This is a genomic window from Pseudobdellovibrio exovorus JSS (assembly GCF_000348725.1).
Classification (GTDB): Bacteria; Bdellovibrionota; Bdellovibrionia; order Bdellovibrionales; family Bdellovibrionaceae; genus Pseudobdellovibrio; species Pseudobdellovibrio exovorus.
This window is the reverse complement of sequence record NC_020813.1, coordinates 476,423-502,618: the sequence shown is the minus strand read 5'-3', so window position 1 is coordinate 502,618 and position 26,196 is coordinate 476,423. Positions and strand designations below refer to the sequence as shown.

Sequence of the window (26,196 nt, the reverse complement as noted above, 5' to 3'; positions counted from 1 at the left end):
GATTTTACTGTTTCAAAAAAGCCACTTCTCTCTTGACTAAAACAGGGCCGGATTTTACAAACACTTAAAACTTGTTTGTTACGTTTTTAAGCGTTTTTAGTAGGGGGCCCCATGTGTAAAAGCATGTTCAAAAGTCGTTGGTTAACCTTCATCCTTTTCCTTCTTAGCTCTACTCTGATCAGCACCTCCGCTTTCGCCAACATCAAAGTGGGTTTAGTTTTAGACAAAGGTGGCAAAGACGATAAGTCTTTTAATACCTCAGCTTACGAAGGTGCGACCAAGGCACAAAAAGAACTGGGCATCGATCTGAAATATGTCGAAGCCTCTGATAACAACTCGCTTGAAATTCTACATCGCAACTTTGCTCAAAGAAAATATGACCTTGTTATCGGAGTTGGCTTTGCACAGGCCGATACCGTTCGCAAAGTAGCTGCTTTGTTTCCTAATACACAATTCGCTATCGTCGACGGCGAAGTTAATGCTCCGAATGTTCGCTCACTTCTTTTTGAAGAGCACGAAGGGGCCTTTCTTGTGGGTGCCGCAGCAGCCATTAAATCGAAAACAGGTGTTGTCGGTTTCTTAGGTGGAATGGATATTCCACTGATCCGTCGTTTTCAACGCGCCTATGAGGCTGGTGTTAAACACGTAAATCCAAAAGCTAAGATCCTTATCAACTATATCGGTGTGACAGGTGAAGCTTGGAACAACCCTGCAAAAGCAAAAGAGATCGCCTTAACTCAAATCGGACAAAAAGCAGATGTGATTTTTCACGCCGCTGGCGCTTCAGGGTCAGGATTATTTGATGCTGCGGCTGAAAAGAAAGTTTTTGCGATCGGTGTGGACTCAAATCAAAACTGGTTAAAACCAAAAACAGTCTTAACAAGTATGCTTAAACGCGTGGATGTGGCTGTCTACGATACCATCAAAGCTGCACAGGCAAAAGAATTCAAAGCCGGTATCGTGCGCTTCGGCTTAAAAGACTCTGGCGTTGACTGGGCTTTAGATAAAAACAATGAAAGTCTTTGGAGTGCTGCTGAAAAGCAAAAGCTTGAAGATATAAAAAAACAAATCGTCGCTAAAAAAATTAAAGTTCCGGATTATTACGTGACCAAGTAATGTCGTACATCGAATTTAGAAATATCACTAAAGCGTTCGGAACCTGCGTCTCTTGCCGCGATATTTCTTTGTCGATTAAGCGTTCCACAGTGCATGCAATCATCGGTGAAAATGGCGCCGGCAAATCTACGCTGATGAAGCTTTTGGGCGGACTTTTCCCTGCCTCGAGTGGACAAATCTATTTGAATAGTCAGTTGTATTCTCCCCATTCAGCTCAAGATGCTTTTCATAATAAAATCGCCTTTATCCATCAGCATTTCGTACTGGCGGATCAACTCAGCGCTCTGGATAATTTAATCTTGAGCTTTAGTTCAGATAATTTCTCTTTAAAGACTAAGCCCGCTACAGATGTGGCCGCTCGCGCGGATGCTCTGCTGAAACAGTTTGGCTGGAAAATAAACTTACGTGCTAAAGTAAAAAACCTCAGCGTCGGCGAACAGCAGCGACTCGAAATTCTAAAAGCTCTGATGCCAGACCCTGATATCATCATCTTTGATGAGCCTACGGCGGTTCTAACTCCACAAGAATCACATGAGCTGATGAAGTTCATTTTGCAGCTGAAATCCCATGGGAAAACAGTGATCCTCATTTCCCATAAGCTCAACGAAATTAAATACGTTGCCGATGATATTAGTATTCTTCGCCAAGGGTCTTTGGTGTCACAACATGCTCAACAGGATTTGACTCTTGAGCAAATGGCCGAACTGATGATCGGCCGTCGGCTGCAACAAAGCCAATTTGATTCCTCCACAGAAAATCAAAAAACGCCGATCTCTTTACCTGACTCTGATATTCACCTGAGAAAAAATGAGATCTTCGGTGTGGCAGGAATTGAAGGAAATGGACAAGACGAGCTAATTGCGCATTTCTTAACATCTTTACGTCAGCACAAAATCCCCTACGGTGATATCACTGAAGATCGCCTCAAGCTCAGTGTCTTTCAGGATATGAACTTGATGGAGCATGTTTTGCTACGACATAAAGGCCGCTTTTTGAAAAAAGGCCTTTTACAGACCGAATTACTAAAGCAGGAAACAGAAGCTCTATTAAAGGAATGGGACGTTCGCCCACCCGAAGCGGATAAGTTATTAGCCGATCTGTCTGGCGGTAACCAACAGAAGTTTGTCGTGGGACGCGAACTTTTAGATCACCCACAAGTTTTATTAGCGGCGCACCCCAGCCGCGGAGTCGACCTTGGAGCTCAAGAGAAAATTCATCAATCACTGTATGAATACACCCGCCAAGGAAATACCGTATTATTAGTTTCAGCAGATCTTGATGAGGTGTTACTTCTTTCCGATCGTTTCATCGTCTTGAATAAAAATAAAATCTATGGGCCTTTTAACAAAGGCCAGCTAACTGAACAAGAAATCGGAATGTACATGGCAGGTGACCTATGAAAAGATTAGCCCCTTGGTTTGGTTTAGTCTTCGGCATCGCCCTTTCTTGCGGGCTTGCTGTCTTTTTCAATGAAAGTCCTCTGCATGTATTGAAAGTATTATCGACCAGCTTTTGGGTTTCCAAATTCGATTTAGGCCTAACTCTGTTTTATACTACATGCTTGATCTTTACAGGGCTAGCTTTTGCTATTCCCATGAAAGCAGGCCTGTTCCATATCGGAAGTGAAGGTCAAATCACCATCTCGGCCCTAGCGGCAGCTTACTTTGGTCAACTGATCGTCCCGTACAGCAACACTTTATCTTTAACTTTTTCTCTGTTCCTAGTCTTTGCGATCACCCTAGCTTCAGGTGCTCTGTCTGCGATGATCATTGCCGCCTTTAAATTATTACGCCAAGCCCATGAAGTGGTAGTGGCGATTATGTTAAATTTTATCTTGGCGGCCATAGCCACGTGGATGACAGTTCATCATTTACAAAATCCCGATTCGCAAAACCCAGAAACAGCGACGATTCAGCCAGCCTTTCAATTTCTACAAAATGACTTCATTAAAAATTACTTTGATCATTCCGCTGTCAGTTCATTTTTACTCTTAGCTATAGCTTCGTGTCTGGTTTTGGCTTTTTTAGAAAAGAAAACTCTTCTGGGTTACCAAGTTTTAGCTTTCGGACAAAATCCCCACGCGGCGGAACGTCTTGGGATCACACAAAGAAAAATTTTATTTCTTAGTCTTGGACTAGCTGGAGCCTTTTCTGCCTGTGTAGGCCTAACTGAGGTTTTTGGAAATACCTTTCAATATAAAATTGGATTTTCACCGCAGTATGGCTTCCTTGGAATAGCTGTGGCCTTACTAGCTCGTCAAAATTTTCTTGGTATTATCGCCTCGGCTTTTTTAATGGCCTGTCTACATAAGGGAGCTTCCGATCTTGATCTCGAGACAGATTTTTTAACACGTGATTTTTCAAGAGTCCTGCAAGCTATTATTATTTTTTCTGTAGCGGCTTCTTACTATATCTTCAATAGACCTTGGCCTTCTTTCAAAAAGAAAGGACGTTCTTAATGGATTCGGTCTATTTGCTTTTACTTCTTTCAACATTACGCCTGAGCCTTCCTCTGTTTTTTGCCGCTACGGGCGCTTACTTCTCAGAAAAAGCCGGTGTGGCCCAAATCGCACTTGAATCCTATCTTTTGATTGGCGCTTTCAGTGCCGCCAGTGTGGCTTACTTTTCAGGTTCCGTCCTTGTGGGCTATTTAGCGGCAGCCGTCATCACTGCCGTTTTCGCACAGATCTTCTGTCTGTTAATTTTAAAATTTAAAGCAAACTCCATCGTTGTGGGCACAGGTATGAATCTTCTGGCAATGGGGATTATTCCTATTGTCAGTAAAACTCTTTTTAATTCAACGGGATCGACGCCATCTCTTGCTGCGCCAACCTACAATGTCTATCTTCCTTATTTTGTTTTGGCTGTGACTATAGGTCTTTCTTATTGGCTTTCTGAAAAAACAATCTGGGGACTTCAGATGAAGTTCGCCGGAGAAAAAAAACTCGCGCTGGAATCTGTGGGAGTCAGTATTATCCGAAGACAATGGCAATCTTTAACACTTTCAGCTTTTGTGACTGGCCTTGGCGGAGCTGTTCTATCCACCGCGCTTTCGTCTAACTATTCACCGATGATGAGTTCAGGACGAGGTTTCATTGCCCTTGCAGCAGTGATTTTTGCGGGTTGGCACTTAAATCGTGCCTATATCGTCTGTCTTTTCTTTGGCTTTTGTGAGGCACTTCAGATCTTGCTTCAATCCAATGCGGCGGTCTCGCAATATATCGCTGCTGAATTTATTCAAATGATACCTTATCTGGCAACGCTACTGGCACTATTGCTACTGAAATCGCGCTTTCACCCGCCAGCGGAACTCAGATAAGGTGTTAAGTTAAATAAGTCCTGTAATTATTAAAGGAGTTTTTATGCACAAGTCAGTATTGAGTTTTCTAGTGGGATTAATGTTACTCACAATGTCCTCAACATCTTTAGCTTGGGGCGGTCGGGGTCATCACGCTATTTGTGATGCCGCGACTCATTTAGTGAAGTCTCCCCAATTAAAAGAGTTTCTTTTACACCGCCCGCACACCATGGGACATCTGTGCAACATTCCCGACATCTACTGGAAATCACTTTCATCAGAGAGTCGCAAACTTGGTGACCCAGGCCATTACATCAATGTCGAAAAAATCGGTGTCTCGTTCAAAGATCTTCCCGCTGACTACAAAAAAATAATCGAAACGTATACAGGAAAACCCAACAAGCAAAATGAAGCCCAAACACTTTTTTCAATACCCGATGAGTTAGGTTCAAATTGGTGGAGAGCCGATCAGTTTTATCGCCTAGCTCTGCAAGGCGCTCAGTCCATCAAATCAGCTGACAAACCAAAGGGCTCGAAAGAAGAACAAGATAATTCTTTAGCTTATAATAAAGCAGTCTATGACATGTTCGTGAACATGGGCCTTATGGGACACTTTGTAGGTGATAATGGGCAACCTTTTCACAGCACCGCTGATTACGATGGTTACTCTGCTGGCCATGGTGGAATTCATGCTTACTATGAAGAACTCCTTGTCGGTGAATTTGATGCCGATATTGTGGGACAAATAGTAAAAAGAGCTCGCTCGTGGAAGTCTCAGACATTCACTCAGCAAAAAACTGTTATTGATAACATGAGAATTCTAAGTGAAGTCACATCTAGTGAAGTGAAAGATGTCCTTAAGTTAGATCCAGTTACAACTCCGTCTAATTTACGTATCGAAAAAGGCATGAGCTTAAGAACTCCAGCGAAGCGCCGCCCACCAGCAGAAGCTTTCAAAAAAATGGAACCTCTGTTAGTCAAACAAATGGCCCGTTCTAGTTATCTACTGGCCCACTTCTGGGATGAGATTTACAAGTCCGCCGGAAGTCCTGATCTAAAGGCCTATAAAAGCTACCAGTATCCGTTTACTCCGGACTTTATTAAGCCAGACTATCTCTAAAGGTAGGCCGTACCTTATCCGGAAATATAGAAGACTTGAGAGAACAGTTTTAATCTGACTGTTCTCTTTTGTGGTTTTTTAAGAAACTACAAGAAACCATTGGAATTTTTTCGCCTGATACTTTACGATGGGGCCACAGTGGCTACCATTCAAAGGCTTCAAAAGCTCTTACTACTAGGACTTGTTTTCTCGCTTGTTATCACAAGTCATTTCACTATTTTAGATATGATGGTTCACTGTTCAAATCATAGCGAATGGTCACACGATCATACGGACCATGATTCGAAAACGGCAGCGAAATCAATTTCACAGAAAAGTACAACAACAGAGACTTCGTCGCAAGATGCTTGTCCGGCACACTACAAATGCCATACGTCGGCTTTTCAATACTTTTTCCCAACAACTGATTTTACTGTTGTGTCTTTACACCAACCTTTAGATAACTCTTTTTCAAATAAGTCAGTGCCGCCTTCTCCGTTTATTGAAGGCCCATTTCAGCCACCTCGAGCTTAAACAAAATCACGCTCTCTATTTTTAGTTTTTGTTTAATCTATTGAGGACAAATTTATGTTAAATTCTATTATTCGTTTTTCGCTGAACCATCGGCTATTGGTCGTTTCGTTGACCGCTTTGCTGATTGTCTATGGCAGTATCAGCGTCTTAAATCTGCCAATTGATGTCTTCCCCGATATCACAAAGCCCACAGTCACCATTATGACTGAGGGTCATGGGATGGCTCCGGAAGAAGTCGAAACACGCGTTACCTATCCTATTGAAAGTTATTTAAATGGAATCCCTGGTGTTGAGCGCTTGCGTTCACAGTCTGGTATAGGTCTTTCGGTCATTTATGTTGAGTTTGAGTGGGGCACTGACATCTATCGTAATCGTCAGCTTGTACAAGAAAAATTGAATCTTGCACAAGAGCAACTACCCTTAGGAGTTAAGCCCATCATGGGTCCTATCGGGTCATTGATGGGACAAATTCAACAAATCGCCGTCACCACTGAAAGCGAGCAAGTGTCGCCGATGGAGCTACGTAATCTAGCCGAGTGGGTTATTCGCCCTCGACTGATGACGATCCAAGGTGTTTCACAAATTATTTCGATTGGTGGTGGTTTAAAGCAGTATCAAATTTTAGTCTCGGCTGAAAAGCTGAATCGCTATCAATTAACCATTGAAGATCTCGATAAAGAGCTGACAGTGATCAGTCAGAATACGACGGGTGGCTTCCTTGAAAAAGAAGGACAAGAGTTTCTAGTTCGTAATATCGGTGTGGTTAACGATGTAGATGATATCAAGCAAACACTGGTGGGAATGCATTTTGGACGCCCTGTCTTAGTCAGTGATATTGCCGATGTCCAAGAGGCTCCCCGTTTGAAACGTGGTGATGGTAGTTTTAATGGTCATCCTGCTGTTATCATGACGGTTCAAAAACAACCCGGTGCCGATACTGTTAAAATTACGGAAAGCGTCGAAAAAGCCATTGCAGAGCTACAACCCGCTATGCCTGCCGGTGTAAAAATCAATCCGGATGTTTTCAAACAAGCTAACTTTATTGAAAACTCTATTAAAGGTATTCAAGGAAAATTGAAAATGGGAACCGTATTGGTTTTTGTTATTCTATTTATTTTCCTAGCAAACCTCAGAATGTCGGCGATTACCTTAACAGCCATTCCTGTTTCATTTCTAGCGACGGCCATTATTTTTAAATACTTTGGCTTAAGCGTTAATACCATGACTCTGGGAGGCCTTGCCATCGCTATCGGTGAGCTCGTCGATGACTCTATCGTCGATGTGGAAAATGTTTTCCGCCGGCTTCGTGAAAATGCAAAAAGTGCGAATCCATTACCAAAGCTCAAAGTGATTTTTGAAGCTTCAAGTGAAGTTAGAAATTCCATTGTTTTGGCTACCGTTATTATCGCCTTAGTGTTTTTACCGCTATTTAACTTAACAGGACTTGAAGGTCGTCTGTTTGCCCCGTTGGGGATTGCTTACCTAACCGCATTGATCTCGTCACTTATCGTGTCTTTGACACTGACTCCTGTTCTGTGTTCGTACTTCTTAAAAATTGATGAAAAAAAAGAACATCACGACACTGCTTTTCTAACATTTTTAAAAAATGTAGATCGTAAAATTTTGCAATGGGCTTTGCCTCGTTCAAATGCGATCTTAGGTGGCAGCGTGGTCTTACTCGTCGGTGCTTTGTCCTTAATTCCGTTTATGGGGCGAGACTTTCTTCCTCAATTTAATGAAGGTACTGCCATGATTTCGCTGGTGGCTCCTCCCGGAATTAGTCTTACAGAATCCAATGCCATGGGTTTAAAAGCGGAAAAAATTCTTTTAGAAATTCCAGAAATCAAATCTGTTTCACGCCGTACTGGACGTGCTGAGATGGATGAGCACGCTATGGGCGTTAATGTCAGCGAGCTGGATGTGGATTTCAAAGGCGATGGACGCTCACGCGATGTTGTTTTAAATGATGTCCGTGACAAACTTAAAGCCGCAATGCCAGAAGCTGGCATCAATGTCGGCCAGCCCATTTCACACTTAATTGATCATATGCTTTCGGGTGTGACGTCTGCATTAGCGATCAAAATTTTCGGGCCTGATCTTGTCACTTTGCGAGAGAAATCAATCGAATTGCAGGAGGCTATTAAAGACATTGATGGCCTTGTGGACTTACGAATTGAGCAACAAGGACTCATTCCACAGGTAAAAGTCCAAGTGCTACGAGATGAAGCCGCCAAGTTCGGCTTAAGTGCCGGTGAAGTCACTCACCTTCTGGAATCCGCTTTCAATGGTAAAACTGTAGCGCAGATTATGGAAGAAACACGTATCTACGATGTTTTCTTACAGTTTGATCAAAGCTCTAGAACATCCATTGAGACCATGCAGAAAACTGTTCTGAAAATCATGCCCGATGGTAGAAAAGTTTTTCTAGAAGATGTTGCCGATGTCTATGAAACGTATGGCCCTAATGAAATCAATCGTGAAAATAATCAACGCCGTATTGTCATTAGCGCCAACGTCAGCGGTCGAGACTTAGGTAGTCTTGTTTCCGACATTCAACAGCGTGTACAACAAGATGTAAAACTTCCTGAAGGTTATTACGTTATCTATGGTGGACAGTTTGAAAGTCAGCAGCAAGCGACTCGCAATATCTTACTTTTCGGCATCATTTCGATTTTGGGAATTGCCTTAGTACTTTATAGCCACTTTAAATCTCAAGCTATTACCGCCCAGATTATGGCGACAATTCCTTTAGCTTTTATAGGTGGTATCGTCTTGCTGTTCTTTACAGATCGTTCGGTTACAGTGGCCAGCCTTGTGGGTTTTATCACTCTGTGCGGTGTCGCCTCACGTAACGGGATTATGATGATTTCCCACTATTTACATCTGATGAAATACGAAAATGAAAAGTTCAGCATGGACATGATCATTCGTGGCTCTCAAGAGCGATTATCACCTGTGATGATGACAGCATTCGTGGCCTCTTTAGCGCTTCTTCCCCTCGTCTTTGCTAAAGGGCAACCTGGTAGCGAGATTCTACATCCAGTAGCTGTCGTTATTGTCGGTGGACTTTTAAGCTCAACGCTTTTGGATATCATCGTCACACCAACACTTTTTTATCGTTTCGGTCGTAAATCGGCTGAAGCCTATGTAAACCCAAAATTAAATGAACAATTAACAAAAGAAACTATTTAAGGAGACATTTATGAACACAATTAAAAATATTTTTATCGCTATGACTTTATCACTTTTTGCGATCACAGCTTTTGCCCACGAAGGACACGACCATGATGCTCCTAAAGGAGTCGTGGCCCCAAAAGGTGGACTTATTAAATCTTTAGAACAAAGCTACGTTGAGGTTGTCGCCAAAGGGCAAAATCTTAAAGTTTACTTCTATGATAAAGATTTAAAACCACAAGATGCGACTACATATAAAGTAACGGCTAAGGCAGTTAAACCCCGTGTGAAACAACACGACAGCATTACCTTTAAAGCCAGCAAAGATCTTCTTGAGGCTGACTATGATGCAAAAAAAGTACATCGCTACACTCTTGAACTGGACATCAAGGATCCGAAAGAAGATCACGCTGACAGTTTGAAGTTTGTTATTGAACCACGTAAATAAATCTAACAAAGGACAAGATATGAAAATAATCACATTAGTGATTTCAAGTCTGACCCTTTTTGGAGCCTACTCACATGCGGCCTCAACGGGCTCTGCAGTAGAGGTTAATGCGAGCAATCTGCGCTCTTTATTGGAAAGCAAAAGTGCTCGCATCAGTGCAGCTTCTTTAGAAGTAGAAGCGGCACGTGCCTATAGAGGCTCATTTGGTAGATCTTTTTTACCAGATGTTGAAATTTATGGGCAGCAAGAGAACTTCAAAAAAGGACAGCTCGATCAAAAAACTCAACCAGCCTACGGTGCTCAGGCCACATTGAACCTATTTAATGGCGGACGCGATCTTCTTTTGTCAGATCAATACGACCTGCAGATACAACAAAAAAGCTATCAGTTCAGAAGAGTCCAAGCAGAAGAACTTGAAAAAGCTAGAAGTCTTTACTGGAACATTCTGTACTCGCAACAGAGAATTTCGTTATTAGAGTCGACACAACAGGTAAATGCACAAAACCTAAGAGCGGCTGACCGACGTATTCAAAGTGGCGTAGCCACTGATTCAGATCGCGTGCTCTTTCAAATGAAAGGTGTTGAGCTAGAGCAAGACCTTGCCCAAGCAAAAGTTCAACTGACGTCAGATAAGCGCGATTTAGCCATCATTTTGGGATACGATAACGAAGTGGACTTGAGTTTCCCTCAAGCACTTGATCACGAACACGATTTTGAAAAAGCCCTAGAACATTCGGCTGCAGATCATGAGTTTCTATACAAAGAAAATGCATTGCTCTCGGAAGTTAAAGGTCTTGAGGCCAAACGCCAAACGCGTTCGTGGGTACCCAAATTGGATGCCTATGCTGCTTACAACCAGTATAACCAGCGCCAAGAAGACCCAGCAGATGCCAAAGACCGTACCGAGTCTGTTGTCGGAGTGAAGCTCACTCTGAGCCTACAGAATCTTTTTAACAGTCAACGCGAAGCCCGCTCTTTACGACAAGAGGCTCTGAGTGCCAGTACTTTAGCTGATCTGCAAAGAAAAGAAGTCGAAAATCATATTTCAAATGAAATAGCCTCGCTTCGTCTTTTGCATGATCAGGTTCACGCGGCAGAAGAAAATATCTCGCGCGCAGAAAAGTACTATAAGTTATCACAGTCTGAGTACGCTCGCGGAGTGAAGAACTCTCCGGATGTTTTAGGTGCTGCTGAAAAGCTTTACGACATTCGTAACCGACACCTTGAAATCATTCGTGACTTCCAATTAGCGAAATCACACGTGCTTTCTAAAATCGGTAAGTAATCCCAACCTGCGATAGCAACTGGCTTGAGTCTAAAACTTGAGTGGTTGCTGTCGCTAAGGTTCCATCCACCGTTAGACGATTGAAGCGCAAACCCGCCCCTAGAGCCACTTGTGTCGAATTAGGTCCATTATCATACTCAGAAACAACTCCATTCGAGTTTCCAATCACACCTACAGGGTAACCTACTTTATCTTTTGTTTTATTCACGAATACAGTTTGATTGATTGATCCACGAAACATCAACCATTCAGCTGCTGGTAATTCAAAACCCAACCAAACCGGCAGAATTACACGGCTCGCCTTCTGATCACACTCAGCAGAAAGACGTGTGCGGCACTTTAGCTCTGTCGAAATAACTTCCATGCCCCAAAAGCTTTCATTGCGTTGACGGCTACGCCAGTCCACTAACCCTAGGCGGAATTCTTGTAACTGATGTTTTTCTTCCTCGACTGCGCCTAACTGAATCCCGATATCTTGAATTTTGAAATCGAAATAAAAAACCGTATTGTCAGCTACGTAATTAGCAGTTCCTTTGAAGTACGCCTCGCTGTTAAAAGTTCTTCCTGATACTTGTGCGCGATTTAAGAAAGTCGAATCAAAGTATAATTGAAAACGTCCCAGTTCAGCACCCCACGTGAGGCCAGCCGTACTTTCATCATCCCCACTCACCTTGTCACTACGATGAGAATAATACATCCCTAGGGCATACCAGATATCCTGTGTTTTCCAGCCATAGGCTAAATACACGGGGTTCTGAGACAGTTCAAACGTAGCTACTCCTCGAAGAGCATTGGCGATTCGTCTGCTTTCACTGACCGATGAGTGTTGGTGACCTATTCCGAACGCTAAACGCCTATTTTCTTCCAAGGTATACGTCAGCAAGGCCTCAGCCTGATCTGTACCCGAAACTGCATTAGTGGCTCCACTTTCAATCAGAACTAAAGAGCCTGCCGAATGAATTTGAAGCACGTCCGTATAGATCCGATAGGGATCGTTGACATGATAAGAGTGACTTAAGCTTTGTAATCGAGCTCTGCTGGCTTCTGACGTGGCAGAAAAAAAGATAGAAAAGACAAGAGGTATACAAACGGCAACGAGTTTCATTCCCTCGTTATACATGAATCTAGATAAGATCAGTAGAAATAAAAAAAGCCCCGGTTTCCCGAGGCTTTTTCAAGTTTAACTTTTCTGTTAAGAAAAATTAGAACCAGTAAGTAGCACCAACTTGAGCTAACAAGTTTGTAGTGTCAACTGTTTGAGTTGTTGCAGTAGACAAAGTACCGTCAACAGTCAATTTGTTGAATTTCAAACCAGCACCTAAGTTAACTGCTGTATTTTGAATGCCAGGAGCTGTGTTAGCATTAGTAACACCAGCAGTTTCTGTTTTAGCATCGTTGATCAAAGTAGTTTGAGTTACTGATCCACGGAAAGTTAACCAAGAAGCTGCATCAACTTCAACACCGATAACAAGTGGTAAAGTTAAAGAAGTAGTTTTACGATCTTTAACAAAGAAATCCTTTTGTTCAGTTGAAACCAATTGAACACCGTAGAATAACTCAGAACCATCTTTTTTATGAGTTGCTAAAGCACCAACGCTGATTTGTTGTTGGTTAACTTTTAACAATTCAGCACCAGTGTTATCTTTTTCTTTACCAGATGCAGTTGAGAAAGCACCGTGTAAGTAGATGTTTTCCATCCAGTATCCACCGTTCAAGCCAGCAGAGAAGTTACCTTCAGATTTAGCACTGTCAGCTAATTCAACATTGCTTCCAAGACCTAATCTTAAAGCAGCATCCCAGTTAGAAGCGCGAACACCAAAACGAGCGCCTAAAGAGCTTTCTTTAGAAACTACTGCACCAGCAGCTTGTTTGTCATGGTAGTTAGAGTAAACTAAAGTACCAGCCCAAGCTAAGTCAGCAGCTTTAGCACCGTAAGTTAACTCAAGTGGATTTTGTTGGTTAACGCGTAATGCAGCATTAGTTACAACACCACGTAAGCCCCAAGAAGCTGCGTTAACAGATTGGTGACCTAAAGATAGACCCAATTTAGAATCGCCCATAGAGCGAACGATCATACCTTCAGCATTAGCGTTTTGAGCCGTTTGAGCCAAAGCGCCAGTAGCACCTGTTTCAAAAGCTACGTAATCGCTTGGTAAAGCGAAGATGTCAGCTGGGTTGTTGTGTACAGTAGCAGTGTCCACTAAGTGAGCAGCGCCACCTAAAGCGTTTACGCGAGCGCGTGAAGCTTGAGCGTTGATTGCAGTTAAAGCGATTGCGATAACTAGTAGTTGTTTCATTTTGCGTCCTTTCGTTAAGTGCAAATGGTTTTATTGTCTAAAACTATATGAGCAAATCGTAATAATGGACTTTCACAAACGCAACCGAAAAAATTAAAGCCCCCAAGCCCCTAGTTTTCGGCTTCACATCAAATCATCAGGTGTGTGTACTAAAGGCATCACCTGTGCTGTTACGATTTTCAGCAAGCAAAACCAAAACTCTATTTGAAGAAAAAAATTGTCTTACGAAGACTTTTGCATTTTTCACTCTGAAAACTCCCTCTGCTAAGGACTTCTTTCTAAAAAGATTCAGCCGCTTTTAAAGTGCCCTGCTTGAGGCAGTCTATGTGGATTTCTTCCTCGCTCTTGTTTATTCATTCAGCTTCTAATAAATGACGCGATTGCTAATTAATGCAATCCAACATCAGAACTTTGGTCGAGTTTTATGCACAGGGACTTCAAGGGGTTACGTAAATAGGGGCTCTATTCAGGGGTCCAGTCGAGGCTAACTCCTGAATTCAACATGACTTTTATCATTCATAATCTGAATATAATACTATATGAAATCAAAAACGCCCCGAATGTTAGAAGGTCTGATTAAACGTCATCCCGATGGATTTGGTTTTTTCATTCCAGACGATAAAGAAATTCCCGATGTCTATGTTCCCCAACATGCGATGAAATCGGCCATGACAAATGATCGCGCCACAATCACTGTCGAAAAAGAGCGTGATGGTCGCCTGCGCGGAGAAATCATTCGTATCACTGAACGCGCTCAGAAGCGTGTTGCTGGTAAATTCACACGCGTTTCTGATAACTGGGGCATTATTAAGGATGAAGGACGCGGTTGGGGCAAAGATCTGCGTATTCCATTAGATAAATCAAAAAACGCAAAAGACGGAGAATTGGTCGAAGCTCAAATCACTCAGTTCCCAGATGAAGGCAACTTTGAGGGTGAAGTCCTCAGTATCATCGGTGATGCTTCAGACCCTTTAAATGATATCAAACGCATCGTTATCGGTAGCAATATCCCCGAGCATTTTTCAAAAGAAACTTTAGCTGAGGCCTCTGTCTTCGACAAAAATCCTAGCGAAAAGGACTTCAAAGGACGTAAAGATCTACGCGATTTACCTATTATCACTATTGATGGTGCGACAGCCAAAGACTTCGATGATGCTGTTTTTGTCGAAATGACCGACAGAGGCTTTCACCTCTATGTAGCTATTGCCGATGTCAGTCACTACGTTAAAGTGGGGTCCTCTATGGATAAAGAGGCCTACGAACGCGGGACCTCTGTTTATTTTCCCAACTTCGTTATCCCGATGTTACCCGAAGGCCTTAGTAATGGTCTTTGCTCTTTAAATCCACACGTTCCGCGCCTAGCTTTAGTTGCCGACATGCATTTCGACTTTACCGGAGAAATGACCGCTTCCACTTTTTACGAAGGTGTTATCGAAAGTAAAGCGCGTGTGACCTATGGGGAAGCTCAGGAACTTATAGATGGCTCCGAAATCGAGAAACTCGATCACGTGAAGTCGACCATTTTCCACTGTGCTGACTTAGCTAAAGTTCTAATGGCTAAGCGCTTTAAAGAGGGCTCTTTAGACTTAGAAGTTCCAGAAACAGAATTGGTTATTGATGGCGCCGGCAATCCTGTCGATGTGATTCGTTCAGAGCGACTCTTTGCCCATCGCCTCATCGAAGAGCTTATGCTGGCAGCCAATGTGGCCGTAGCCAAATTTCTAGCAAAACAAGAGATCCCCGCGTTTTATCGTGTCCATGAAGTTCCAGATGGAGAAAAAATCTCGAACCTACAAAAGTATATGGAAAACTTGGGCTACAAAGCTCAGCTTGAAGGCGGAAAACTACAAAAACGCCTGACTCGCGCTTTGCAAGAATTCTCGGGTAAACCGGAATCTCAGATCATTCATATCCTGACCCTGCGCTCAATGAGCCAAGCCAAGTACACACCTAACAACCTAGGACACTTCGGTTTGGGTTTTGATTTTTATACGCACTTCACATCGCCGATCAGACGTTATCCAGATTTGATTGTTCACCGCTTATTGAAAAATCGTATTCTGAAAAATAGTTCTTACAACTTAATGTCAGAAGAGGATTTAACAACAGCAGGTACATGGCTGTCTGCCTGTGAGCAACGTTCGGCAAAAGCTGAGCGCCAAATCCAAGCCATCAAAAAAGCCCGATTCATGCAAAACCTTATCGGTGAATCTTTCGAAGGCCTTATTAGCTCTGTAACAAAATTTGGTGTTTTCGTTTTATTACGCGAATTTAATATCGACGGACTTATTCGCCTAGACGATCTGGGATCAGACAAGTGGGAATTCGACGAAGAGACTTTGACCTTAATTGCAAAACGCTCCGGCTTTAAGTACCAAATGGGCGACACGATTCGTGTCACTGTCAGCATGGTCGATATCGAACAAGGGCAGATTAATTTTGTCCGTGAGAAATCCGCTTCAGAATCAACAGCGAAAGCTCACTCTTCCACTAAAGGTTCACACAAAGCAAAATCCAAAGGCTTTGATAAGCGTTCAGAATCTAAAGGTGAAAAATTTAGTGGTGGACGCGGTAAAAAAGACAAATACAGCTTTAAAGAAAAAGGCGCACGTAAGTCTGGCGCACCAGAAGCCAAAAAAGGGAAAAAGAAATACTCTGACGAGTCTTATGAATCAAGACCGCAGCGTTCTGCCCGCCACCAACATTCAGAGAAGTCTTACCAGAAAGATCCGTATCAAAAGCCTGAATCTGAAAACAAAAGTGCTACAAGCCAGATCCGTTCGATCAGTTCTTTAGTGAAGAACTTTACAGAACGCTCTAACTCCTCTTCTTCTGAAAGAAGCGAATCGGGCCGCGACTACACACCAAAACCCCGTTATGCCTCGTTATCCGATTATTTAGATCAAAGAAAGAAAGGCCCAAACGATGAAGCGAAATCAGAATCGAAGCCCGCTTTTAGGTCCACTGAAAATAGGAAGAACTCTGAAAAACGCCGCTCGTCTGAAAACGATTCTGGCGGTGTTCGCAAAGCACGGTCTCAGAAATCTGGTCGAGGTCATAAATCTCGGTAGTTTCTTGCCTAGCTCGTTAGGTTCCAGTTCTAACGAAAATGAACATCTTTCAACGGCTACACGATTGCGCCTGAGCTTTGAAGAGCTTGGGCCCACCTTCGTAAAGTTCGGACAACTTCTAGCTTCTAGACCGGATTTAGTTCCTCCTGACTTCATCGAAGAGATGTCTCTGCTACAAGACCAAGTTTTACCCCTAGACTTTAAAGTGGTCGAACAGGTCTTAGTAGAAGAGTTAGGTGCCGACTGGCGTAAAAACTTTCTATCTGTTGATGAGAAACCTTTAGGCTCTGCCAGTATCGCACAGGTACATCGTGCCGTCTTAGTGAGCGGTCAACAGGTGGTTATCAAAGTTCAAAGACCTGGAATTGTTCAAACGATTAATGATGATCTGAATGTATTATATTTCATTGCTGAATTACTAGAAAAGTATATCCCAGAGATTCGCCCATTCAATCCTGTGGGAATGGTGGACGAATACTTCAAAACTTTAGAACTCGAAACTAACTTTGTTGTCGAAGCCAATAATATTCGTAAGTTCAAAGAGAATTTCAAATCAGAACCGCAAGTGATCATTCCAGATATTTACTTCGCTTTAGTCACTGAGCGTGTTTTGGTGATGCAAGAGCTTCTGGGAAAAAGACTTTCACAGGAAGACTCATTAAATCAGGTCAATACACAGGCTGAAGAGGTCATTAAAACAGGCCTGCGCGCTTATCTGAAAATGGTCTTTATGGATGGTTTCTTTCACGGCGATCTTCACCCAGGTAATTTCTTTGTTTTTGAAAACAATCGCATTGGTCTGATCGATTTCGGTGTTGTCGGACGCCTGAACTCCAAAACACAGTCGTCCATCGTCAATATGCTGGTCGCTCTAGCCAAAGAGGACTATTTGCGTTTGGCCTATGAATACGTCGACATCGCTCCATTTTCAGAGCAGGTCAATGTGGATATCTTTGCTAAAGAACTCCAGTCCCTAATTTCGCCATATTACGGCCTGACAATGAAACACATGAATGTCGGTAAAATTTTGATGTCCTCATCCAGTGTGGCCGCACGGCATGGTCTTTCCTTGCCAACAGAGCTGATGATGTTCTTCAAATCCATTGTGTCTATAGAAGGCCTTGGACAAAAAATCGCTGCTGATTTCGACTTTTTACAATACACCCTGAGTATGATTGGCGAAGTGGCTCAACATCAATTCCAGCCATCGAAGATGATTGATGAGTTAAGCTTATTGCTACGGGAATCGCGCGGCTTCTTGAATGTACTACCGCGACAGCTTCACATGATGCTTCGCCGAGTGAACTCACCTAATTATAAAACACGTATTGAAATCGAATCTTTAGATGACTTACGCCGCAGTATCTTGGCCTCTTTCAATTTATTGTTTTTAGGTGTCATCATCGCCGCTTTGATTTTAGCAAGCTCATTGATCTACCCTCACCCGACACCATGGAGGATTGCAGGAATGCCGGCATTCAGTCTTATTGGTTATCTGATGGCGGCGGGCTTAGGTGTCGTGGCTTTTATTAATTATATTAGAAAACCGTGAGCTTTAAAAAGCGCCCTGAAGATTGCAGGACAGGATAAAGGAGACTCTACATGCAGCAAATTTATTATGAACTCAGCGTACTTGCCAAAGCGGTTAACTTCAAAAACCTTTCTGGTGCCGCTTTACATGTGGGATTAAGTCAGCCTCAGCTTTCACGTATCATCGCACGTATCGAAGACGAACTGAAGATTGTTCTATTAGATCGCTCGGCTAAAAGAAAATCAGGATGGACACCTGTAGCCTTTCGTTTAGCGCATATGTTTGAAAAATCTATTAAAAGACTCGAAACAGAGCTTCAAAGCCTTAGTCAAAACCAAATGGTTCGTGAAATTCATATTGGAACTTTAGAAGGACTTTCTAGCTTTGCCATGAAGACCTGTAAACACTGTTTCGACCACATCGGTGTGACTAAAATTTTCATTGAAATTTACGACTTAAATGAATTAGAAGCTCATTTTCTGTCTGGAAATCTGGATTTAATTTTTACATCAAAAAGCCCTGGGAAACAAAAGTTCAAATACTTCCATGAGCTGGGCTTCCAGATCTTAGAGAAAATCCAATCTAACAAGAACTACGCCCTACTTTCTAATTTCGAATATGGCCGCTCCAACAAAAAAGATCTTGATGATTTCAAACACGTGTTAGTGACTAATTCGTTAACTATTCGTAAAGAGTGGTTCGACGACTATGGCGGAACAGGCTTTATGCCCACAGAAGCAAAGCGTGGTAAAGCAAAAGAACACGAACCGGTCTATATGATTGGCTCAGAGATTTTAAGTCCAAACCTTTGGCAGCAAGTCACTACGGCTGTTGATAAAGCCTAGGTGCCAGGCCCTATTTACGGACACGGTGCGTCCGTAAATAGGGCCTGGCACCTACAAATCAATCACGCCAGTAATGACAAGTATAACCATCGGGATGTTTTTGTAGATAGTCCTGATGGTATTCTTCTGCAGGATAAAATGGTTCTGCTGGAACGATTTCAGTGGCCACAGGGCGACGCCATTTACCCGATTGATTGACTTCGGCTTTCACCTGCTCGGCCATTTGCCGTTGCTCTTCATTTTGATAAAAAATCACAGAGCGATACTGACGGCCAATATCATTTCCCTGCTGATTGGGCGTAGTCGGATCGTGTAACTTAAAAAAGGCGCGCAATAGATCTGCAAATGACAACTGACTGTCATCAAACTCAATCAAGATAGCTTCGGCGTGCTCTGTCGTGCCCGTCTTTACCATGTTATAATTGGCTTCATCTTCATCACCACCACAGTAGCCAACCTCTGTGTTGAGGACGCCTTTATAGCTTCGTAGAAGTTCTTCGACTCCCCAAAAACATCCTCCAGCTAAAACCGCTTTTTGTACGCTCATGCTTTACGGCCTCCGGCCATCAAACACATCAATTCAAACATCGTATCCACTGCGGCTAAGCCTGTAATTTGTGACGAATCAAACGGAGGACACACTTCAACAATGTCCGCACCCACTAATTGATCAATTTGCAAAGCGCGCAGAATTCGCTGTGTTTCATACGTTGTCAGGCCACCAGGAACCGGTGTTCCCGTTCCTGGCGCGTAAGCAGGATCAAGACAATCAATATCAAAACTCAAATACGTCGGCCCCGTAAACTTTGGCAGTGTTTTTATAAAATCCGTCAAAGACCCTTCGCGAACATCGTCTACAGTTTTTACGATGATTCCGTGCTTCTGCACAAAATCCAAATCATCGCCACTAGCCAGTGGACCACGAATGCCAATCTGTAACATCGTTTTTGGATTAACGAGTCCCTCTTCCACCGCATGACGGGCGAAGGCCCCATGATGATATTCACAGCCCCATGCTGCTGGATAGGTATCCAGATGGGCGTCGAAATGAATAAAATTAAGCGGTTGTTGATATTTCTTTTTCAAAGCTCTGAGGACCGGCAAAGTGGTGGAATGATCTCCTCCCACTGAAATAAAACGCTTACCGCCTTGTGCGATCTGTGAAACAAAGGATTCAATTTTTTCATAGGTTTGAACCTGATCAATAGGAACGATAGGACAGTCGCCGACATCAGCACATCGGATCTGATCGAAAACAGAAACAGCACGAGTCATATGAAAACCGCGACCAAGGCTTGAAACCTCGCGCACCAGTGTGGGAGCAAAACGTGCCCCAGGGCGATAAGAAACTCCTCCGTCATAGGGAACGCCAAAAAGCGCCACATCAAAGTCATGTTGAATATCAGCTATCGGTAATCGAAAGAAAGTTTTAATTGCTGAAAAACGCGGAAACTCGCGTCCGCTGATGGGTTTAAAATTATTAGCCATAAACACCTCAATTCAGTCGTATTATTGATAATATTCACCTTGGTTTCAAACTGTTTATCCACTAAGATGCAACATCATGCAAAATGAACTTTTACACTGGTACCGCGAAAATCAACGCCCCCTGCCTTGGCGTAAAAATCGCGATGCTTATCGCATTTGGATATCGGAAGTCATGCTGCAACAGACCACTGTGGCCGCTGTTATTCCCTATTACGAAAAGTTTATGAAGCGCTTTCCCAATGTGGACAAGTTAGCCTCTGCCCCTGAAGCAGACGTCTTAGAAATGTGGGCTGGCCTTGGCTATTACTCACGCGCACGCAATATTCACAAGGCCGCGAAGTGGATCGCTGAGCACGGATTCCCTCGCACCGCCGCAGAGTTGCTAGAGCTGCCCGGATTTGGTCCTTACACCTCACGTGCGGTCGCCAGCTTAGCCTATAATGAAAAAGTGGGTGTTCTTGATGGCAACGTCATCCGTATTTTATCCCGTGTCTATGGATTAAAAACTCAGTGGTGGCTGCCAAAAGAGCGTCAAAAACTTCAAGATCTTGCGGATGCTTTAGCTCAGAGCGAATACAACTCTGAAATCAATCAGGGAATGATGGAGCTTGGCGCCACCGTCTGCACTCCAAAAAAACCTTTATGTCTTCTTTGCCCATGGAAAAAAGGCTGTGTAGCTCTGAAAAAAAATATGGTTGATCAATTGCCTTTATCTAAACCCAAAGCTGAAGGGGAAATTTGGCTGTGGACGCTACAAGTTTGCACTCGTAAAGATTTGGTATACTTAGAAGAGAATACCGCAACCCCATTTCTTCCTGGGCTAATGTTCCCCCCCGGACAGGCAAAAAAAGTCCCGCAAAAACCGACCAAGTTTGACGTGAAGCACTCTGTGACTAAATACAGTATTTACCTTCAATTAGAAGAGGTAAAAGCTCCTAATAGCTCTAAAAAAGGCTCAAAACAAAATTGGGTCCAGATCAGCCAGATAAAAAAAATCAATCCTTCAAGTCTCATGACGAAAATTTTGAAAAAACTGCAAAACTGAGTTAATCTAGAAAAGATGAAAGCCCTATTCTCTACTTTATTAACCCCGTTCTTTTTGATGTCGCAGATGGCCTTGGCCGCTCCTCATCCTTTAACAGGGTCTTCTATTATAAATAAAGCCTCGAACAGTATGGCGTTCACTCAGTTGGGTTTTTCACTGGATTCCATCCCTGAAAACTGGAATTACACCCGCTCAACGGAAAGCACAACTCCGGTCCTTGAAATTGGAAACAATGATCAAACACTTTTATCTTTTCGCCTAGAAACAGTAACTGCGAAAACTAAACTCGAAACCTATGTTCGTCAGCATTTGCGTGACTATAACCAATATGGTTTCGAAGTGATGGGGTTACAGTCTCATAATAAAAGTGCCACACCATCAGTTATTGTCGATTTACGACAAAAAAATAATAGCTCCCGTTCAAGACAGGTTTTCTTTCATAAAGATGACAAGTTAATTATTGCGACATGTGCTGACACCCAACAGAGATTCGATCAGACGCTGAATACGTGCAATCGGATTTTGGGTACCTTCACGTGGCGCTAAACTGCCCCCTTATTCTGTAGCTCTACTAAAAACAAACTGCGCCCATTTTCTGCACTATCTTGTCTTTATGACAATCAAATGCCCAAAATGTAAAGCTTCTATCCGTAATACGAATCAATCAGCCAAAGCCATCCGAAAGTTCGGATCTTTCTACAGAACATCTGATCGTAAAAAAGTGCAGCGCTTCTACTGTAAGCTTTGCAAGTTGCACTTTTCTGTTGCCACCTTATCTCGCTGTTATCGCCAGAAGAAACGTCATATTAATCATAAGGTCGTAAGACAACTGGTTTCTGGAACATCTTTAAGAGAATGTGCGCGGCTTATGAAAATTAATCGAAAGACTGTCGTTCGAAAATTTCTTTTTATGGCGGACAGGGCTAAAATCAAACTAGAGGTTTTGAATAGACAAAAATCATTAATAACGGATTTACAGTTCGATGAACTTGAAACCTTTGAACACACTAAGTGTAAGCCTCTTTCTGTAACGGTGGCTGTTGAGCGTCATTCAAGATGGATTGTGGGATATGAAATAGCTCAAATGCCAGCAAAAGGGCTTTTATCGCAAGTTTCAATGAAAAAATATGGCCCGCGTGAAGACAAGAGAGCTTCTGCAAGAAAAAAGTTATTTGAACGCATCCAGAAAAATATAGCCAAGGGAGCATTAATTAAATCAGATATGAATCCACATTATATTGCTGATGTAAGTAAGTTTTTTCCTGAAAGTATCCATTTACGCTATAAAGGTAGACAGGCGCGAGAGATCGGTCAAGGCGAACTTAAGGTGGGGGGATTTGATCCACTCTTTAGTATAAACCATACATTTGCAATGATTCGATATCGAGTAAGTAGGTTAATCCGAAAAACGTGGAATACGACTAAAAAGATGGAGAGACTTGATTACCATCTTGCTTTGATGGTTCTACATCATAACTTAAGTTTGAAGTGATGACCCTTTTCTGGGTTTTTCAACAGACTGAGGGGTCACTTATATTTATCCGCGAGTTGTTGAGGGATACGTCCCAACTTATCACGCTCAATCACTTGCGATCTGTACTTACGATTCGCCTCGAAATCATCAGAGCCCTCTAGCTTGATAAAATTCGTGATACGTCTCATGTGATTGGAATCGTTACACGAATACAATGCTGGGAAGTATTTTAAAGCATATTCAGGTTTACCTTCTTTGGGATCTAACTTATTACGACTTTGAGTCATAATGTTGATCGCTAAGACACGAGTTAAATCATGTGCTTTATCCAAGTCCATGCCTGTAGCCTCGCGAAATGATCTCATGTCGGCATTGGCTTCAACTGAATTCGATGTCACAAGGACTTTTTCTTCTGAGAAACCACACTTATCCTGCGGTTTAAACTCAGTCCCACTAAAGCTTCTAATCAATGCCGCTAAAAACTGTAAGCGATTCTCTGGATCTGGTTCTGCTGGCTGCGCAATTTCATGTTTCAAGGCTACAGTTGAGTGATCTGCAGAGTCCACAGGAAGTGGCTCGTAACGACCTTGATAACCTAAAGCATCCAAATAAGATCTATTTCCGTAGGAAGGTTTACCATCAATCACAACAAGGTTGATGTCTTTCTCTGTCGCATGCACAACAAGATTCGTGTAGGGATTGGCATTCTGGTGACTCACAACGATCACACTTCCCATCGCTCCTTCTGCCAACCGACCGACAGCCGCTTCTGCATATCCCGATGGATTCGTTTTCGTTACAGGGCCTGTCTTGATTTCATAGTGATTGATCATCTTGGCCGGATTCTCGGTCATCATTTTATAGAGTTCTTCATCAATCTTTTCAACTTTACCAGTCCCACCTGTAAACGTGCTGACTAAGTTTTCTTTATCCACATCTTTTAAGATGTAGTTACGTGCAATTTTCACTTCTTCTAAAACACTCTTGGTTCCCGTTGGCACCCAATCTGATCCCAATGCTAAATTAACTCCAGCTTTGTAAGCTGCAGCGATGTCTAATGTCTGACTGTATAAAATTAAATTTGAAAATGGCGACCATATCAGACCGATATTTTTAGAAGCCAATTCTGGATAAGTTTCAGAAGGAATCCCCACGCCGTGGACCAAATTCACAAAAGGTAAATCTAAACCTAGTAGCTTCAGAATTTCATACTCTTTTTTATTGTATTCATCGTCACGGCGCCCTTCGGCTAAGTGAGCAATAAGAGCCGCTGGTTTTTTAGACGTGCTGTTGAAATAATTTTTCCGACCTGCAATGGTAGGATGAACCCAATAAACATAGCGAATAAAGCGATTTGGCAGCCCCTCTTTTACACAGAGTTCTGCCAATTGTTTTTGATCCTTTAAGGTTTTCAACATTTCACTGCTATTGATATTTTGTTCGGTCACTGGAATGGTCGGACAGTATTTTTTTATAGCTTCAGCTAAAGCATATTCATAAGTCTTACCACTGCGAATGACAGGACCTAATTCGGCCCATACGAATTCCATGTCCTGTGGAATAACTAAATCCGTAGGCGCCTGCACTGCAGCCTTAGCGGAAACATAGGCCGATGCATCTTCGACTCGTTGAACACCGAAATTTTCAACACAAGAACTTGGTCCCTGTAAGTACGTTGTCCCTAATACCAGAGCGCTCAACTCTGACCATCTGTAAGTGGCGCATTCAATGGCTCTGGCGTAGGTCACCCATGGGTTCATGTTTCCACTGACCGCATGTTTGTAATTAGGCCATTCACGCCACTCAAATCGATTAGCAAACTGTCCTTGAGCATCTTCCCACACCGGAAGATTATTCTGTTTTGTATGATTGTGTAGATTAATAAGTCCCGGATAAATCACATCGTACTGTACGCTGCCAGCACGTTTTAATTTTAAAATCTGCTTAGAAGGGTTTTGCTGAATATAATTTTCAATTTCAGACTCTTGTATCTTGGCCATCTTTTGGATCACACGATCCTTCATTTCAATGTAGCCTAAAACATAACTATGACTGTCCGCATCCGCAAAGTATCGTCCGGCTATCTGACCAATCAGAACCAATGTATCTGGAGCAACAGCTTGCTCTTGAGCTGGCTTTCTTTTGCTATTTTTTACTTTTGCTGTTTGTGGCTTAGCCTCTGCAAATCCAACGCTTAAAAGAATTATCAACGCTACAAAATTTTTCATCTTTTCCCTATCTTGCAGAAGCAACCAGTTGTTGAATCATTTCCAGACCAAACTTTGTCGACAAGGTTAGATCCACCTCGTCCTCAAAACCTTGAATATCGCCTGAGTTCGTAACATGTAGGCTTTTCAATGTCTGCTGAGCCAACCGCCCATCTTCACTTCTTAATAAACTCTTGATGCGGGATAAACTCTCAGCGTGCGCGACTCGTTTAAAAAATCCATCCAACTTTCTAGACTGAGCTTGCGGGTTGGATTGCAGCGCTCTTGGCAGATTGAAGCGTACCCCGTTGGCTAAATGATGTGAATACTCAAGACGTGCTGTGTTTTCAGCCGCTTCTTTAGTTTCAACACGATATGCGGTAGGCAACTGACTCAATTGACCTTCAATATCACCAATAGACTTGTTTAATAAGCTCAAATAGAAATCCTCATTACGGGTGTCGCCATCGAAGAGTCCCACCTGAGACAAATAGATACCCATTTGATTCATCACCTTATAAGAGGCAACGATTTTTCCTAAAGCCTGTAACTTTTCACTATACTGTTCTCGATGCTGTGAGTTTCCCTGTCCAGAGCGAGCAGCCGGCAACCAACCCACAGAGCTTTCTGAACTCGTTGAGGATAGACTTTCTAAATATTTTTTCTGCTGGCGAATGTCCATCAAGTGCTTTGCCAAAAGTCTTTTTTTTGCATGCCCCTTTTCTGGCATCAGGCTATGCAATTGTGCCACTAGATTTTCTAACTTACCGATACGTTGATAGAAATTTTGTCCCGAATAATAACTGTTATAGGAGCTTTGTAAATACTCTTGCTGCGAAGCCACTGTACGTGAATCTGTACGAGAATCTCGTTCAAACAGACGACTGTCGCCACGATTGTTTCCAGCTAACTCAGCAGGAGGTTGTGGAAGAGATGTTTCAGGATTTACTTTATGACTCACTTCATGGCTTGCACAGCCAGCAAAAGTAAAAGCCATCATCAAATAAATTATATTTATTTTCACAATCTCACTCCAAAAAATAATTTCAGATTTTATTCTTAATATTTATATTAGACGCTATCTCTATAATATGGGGGTCTCTTCTAAAAAAACTGGACAAAAACACGAATGACTTAGGTCGGGCTGGACCTTTACAAGATCTTAGCTGTGTCAGGTTTTTGTCAGGATTTCAATTGAACAAATGTCAAAATTTGTCTCTAAGTTTGTGTCTGCAAAAATGAATGCACAATTAAGGTCGGGCCAGCCTTGTAAACAGTTTTTTTT

At 42.6% G+C, this 26,196-nt stretch carries 21 protein-coding genes; 15 read left to right on the top strand and 6 right to left on the bottom strand.

What is annotated here, in order from left to right:
- Positions 1-111 precede the first annotated feature (111 nt).
- The 9 genes from A11Q_RS02565 (at position 112) to A11Q_RS02525 (ending at position 10,953) form a co-directional block, all read left to right on the top strand.
- On the top strand, positions 112-1,116 hold the full coding sequence (locus A11Q_RS02565; RefSeq protein ID WP_015469224.1) for a BMP family lipoprotein: 1,005 nt from the start codon (positions 112-114) through the stop codon (positions 1,114-1,116).
- Positions 1,116-2,516, top strand: coding sequence for an ABC transporter ATP-binding protein (locus A11Q_RS02560; protein WP_015469223.1), 1,401 nt, complete (start codon positions 1,116-1,118; stop codon positions 2,514-2,516). Before A11Q_RS02565 ends, A11Q_RS02560 begins: the two co-directional genes overlap by 1 nt.
- A complete protein-coding gene (locus tag A11Q_RS02555; protein ID WP_015469222.1) occupies positions 2,513-3,574 on the top strand; it encodes an ABC transporter permease in 1,062 nt (353 codons plus the stop codon). The genes A11Q_RS02560 and A11Q_RS02555 overlap by 4 nt, the downstream gene beginning before the upstream one ends.
- The gene (locus tag A11Q_RS02550) at positions 3,574-4,434 is read left to right on the top strand and encodes an ABC transporter permease (protein WP_015469221.1); all 861 of its coding nucleotides are present in this window, start codon (positions 3,574-3,576) and stop codon (positions 4,432-4,434) included. Before A11Q_RS02555 ends, A11Q_RS02550 begins: the two co-directional genes overlap by 1 nt.
- Positions 4,435-4,477: 43 nt before the next feature.
- Complete coding sequence (locus A11Q_RS02545; protein WP_015469220.1) at positions 4,478-5,533, top strand: hypothetical protein; 1,056 nt, start codon at positions 4,478-4,480, stop codon at positions 5,531-5,533.
- Between the two features lie 138 nt (positions 5,534-5,671).
- Complete coding sequence (locus A11Q_RS02540; protein ID WP_148284922.1) at positions 5,672-6,046, top strand: hypothetical protein; 375 nt, start codon at positions 5,672-5,674, stop codon at positions 6,044-6,046.
- Between the two features lie 54 nt (positions 6,047-6,100).
- Positions 6,101-9,238, top strand: a complete 3,138-nt coding sequence (locus A11Q_RS02535) for an efflux RND transporter permease subunit (protein ID WP_015469219.1) — start codon at positions 6,101-6,103, stop codon at positions 9,236-9,238.
- Positions 9,239-9,248: 10 nt separating this feature from the next.
- Positions 9,249-9,668 carry a hypothetical protein gene (locus tag A11Q_RS02530; RefSeq protein WP_015469218.1) on the top strand — a complete coding sequence of 140 codons (420 nt, stop codon included), beginning with the start codon at positions 9,249-9,251 and terminating at the stop codon, positions 9,666-9,668.
- A gap of 19 nt (positions 9,669-9,687) precedes the next feature.
- A complete protein-coding gene (locus A11Q_RS02525; RefSeq protein ID WP_015469217.1) occupies positions 9,688-10,953 on the top strand; it encodes a TolC family protein in 1,266 nt (421 codons plus the stop codon).
- Here the strand turns inward: A11Q_RS02525 and A11Q_RS02520 are convergent.
- Positions 10,937-12,058: an outer membrane protein PopA gene (locus A11Q_RS02520; protein ID WP_148284921.1), complete on the bottom strand. Its 1,122-nt coding sequence runs from the start codon at positions 12,056-12,058 to the stop codon at positions 10,937-10,939. The two genes, A11Q_RS02525 and A11Q_RS02520, sit on opposite strands and share 17 nt — an antisense overlap.
- Positions 12,059-12,155: 97 nt before the next feature.
- Entirely contained in the window at positions 12,156-13,250 is a 1,095-nt protein-coding gene (locus tag A11Q_RS02515) for an outer membrane protein PopA (protein ID WP_015469215.1), read from the bottom strand.
- A gap of 539 nt (positions 13,251-13,789) precedes the next feature.
- Between A11Q_RS02515 and rnr the strand changes: the two genes are divergently transcribed.
- From rnr to A11Q_RS02500, 3 genes are read left to right on the top strand one after another with little or no spacing between them, the layout of a single operon-like run.
- A complete protein-coding gene (rnr, locus tag A11Q_RS02510; protein ID WP_041575037.1) occupies positions 13,790-16,321 on the top strand; it encodes a ribonuclease R in 2,532 nt (843 codons plus the stop codon).
- 4 nt (positions 16,322-16,325) lie between these two features.
- Positions 16,326-17,873, top strand: coding sequence for an ABC1 kinase family protein (locus A11Q_RS02505; protein ID WP_235044637.1), 1,548 nt, complete (start codon positions 16,326-16,328; stop codon positions 17,871-17,873).
- 50 nt (positions 17,874-17,923) lie between these two features.
- Complete coding sequence (locus A11Q_RS02500) at positions 17,924-18,697, top strand: LysR family transcriptional regulator (RefSeq protein WP_015469212.1); 774 nt, start codon at positions 17,924-17,926, stop codon at positions 18,695-18,697.
- Between the two features lie 58 nt (positions 18,698-18,755).
- On the opposite strand, the gene msrA is transcribed toward A11Q_RS02500, so the two are convergent.
- Entirely contained in the window at positions 18,756-19,244 is a 489-nt protein-coding gene (gene msrA / locus A11Q_RS02495) for a peptide-methionine (S)-S-oxide reductase MsrA (protein WP_015469211.1), read from the bottom strand.
- Positions 19,241-20,185, bottom strand: a complete 945-nt coding sequence (gene speB / locus A11Q_RS02490; protein ID WP_015469210.1) for an agmatinase — start codon at positions 20,183-20,185, stop codon at positions 19,241-19,243. Before speB ends, msrA begins: the two co-directional genes overlap by 4 nt.
- A gap of 76 nt (positions 20,186-20,261) precedes the next feature.
- On the opposite strand from speB, the gene A11Q_RS02485 reads away from it, so the two are divergent.
- The 3 genes from A11Q_RS02485 (at position 20,262) to A11Q_RS02475 (ending at position 22,722) form a co-directional block, all read left to right on the top strand.
- On the top strand, positions 20,262-21,230 hold the full coding sequence (locus A11Q_RS02485) for an A/G-specific adenine glycosylase (RefSeq protein WP_015469209.1): 969 nt from the start codon (positions 20,262-20,264) through the stop codon (positions 21,228-21,230).
- Positions 21,231-21,245: 15 nt separating this feature from the next.
- Entirely contained in the window at positions 21,246-21,776 is a 531-nt protein-coding gene (locus A11Q_RS02480; protein ID WP_015469208.1) for a hypothetical protein, read from the top strand.
- A 322-nt stretch (positions 21,777-22,098) separates the two neighbouring features.
- A complete protein-coding gene (locus tag A11Q_RS02475; protein WP_235044635.1) occupies positions 22,099-22,722 on the top strand; it encodes a hypothetical protein in 624 nt (207 codons plus the stop codon).
- Positions 22,723-22,757: 35 nt separating this feature from the next.
- On the opposite strand, the gene A11Q_RS02470 is transcribed toward A11Q_RS02475, so the two are convergent.
- The gene (locus tag A11Q_RS02470) at positions 22,758-24,932 is read right to left on the bottom strand and encodes an amidohydrolase family protein (RefSeq protein WP_015469206.1); all 2,175 of its coding nucleotides are present in this window, start codon (positions 24,930-24,932) and stop codon (positions 22,758-22,760) included.
- A 7-nt stretch (positions 24,933-24,939) separates the two neighbouring features.
- The gene (locus A11Q_RS02465; protein ID WP_015469205.1) at positions 24,940-25,935 is read right to left on the bottom strand and encodes a hypothetical protein; all 996 of its coding nucleotides are present in this window, start codon (positions 25,933-25,935) and stop codon (positions 24,940-24,942) included.
- Positions 25,936-26,196 lie beyond the last annotated feature (261 nt).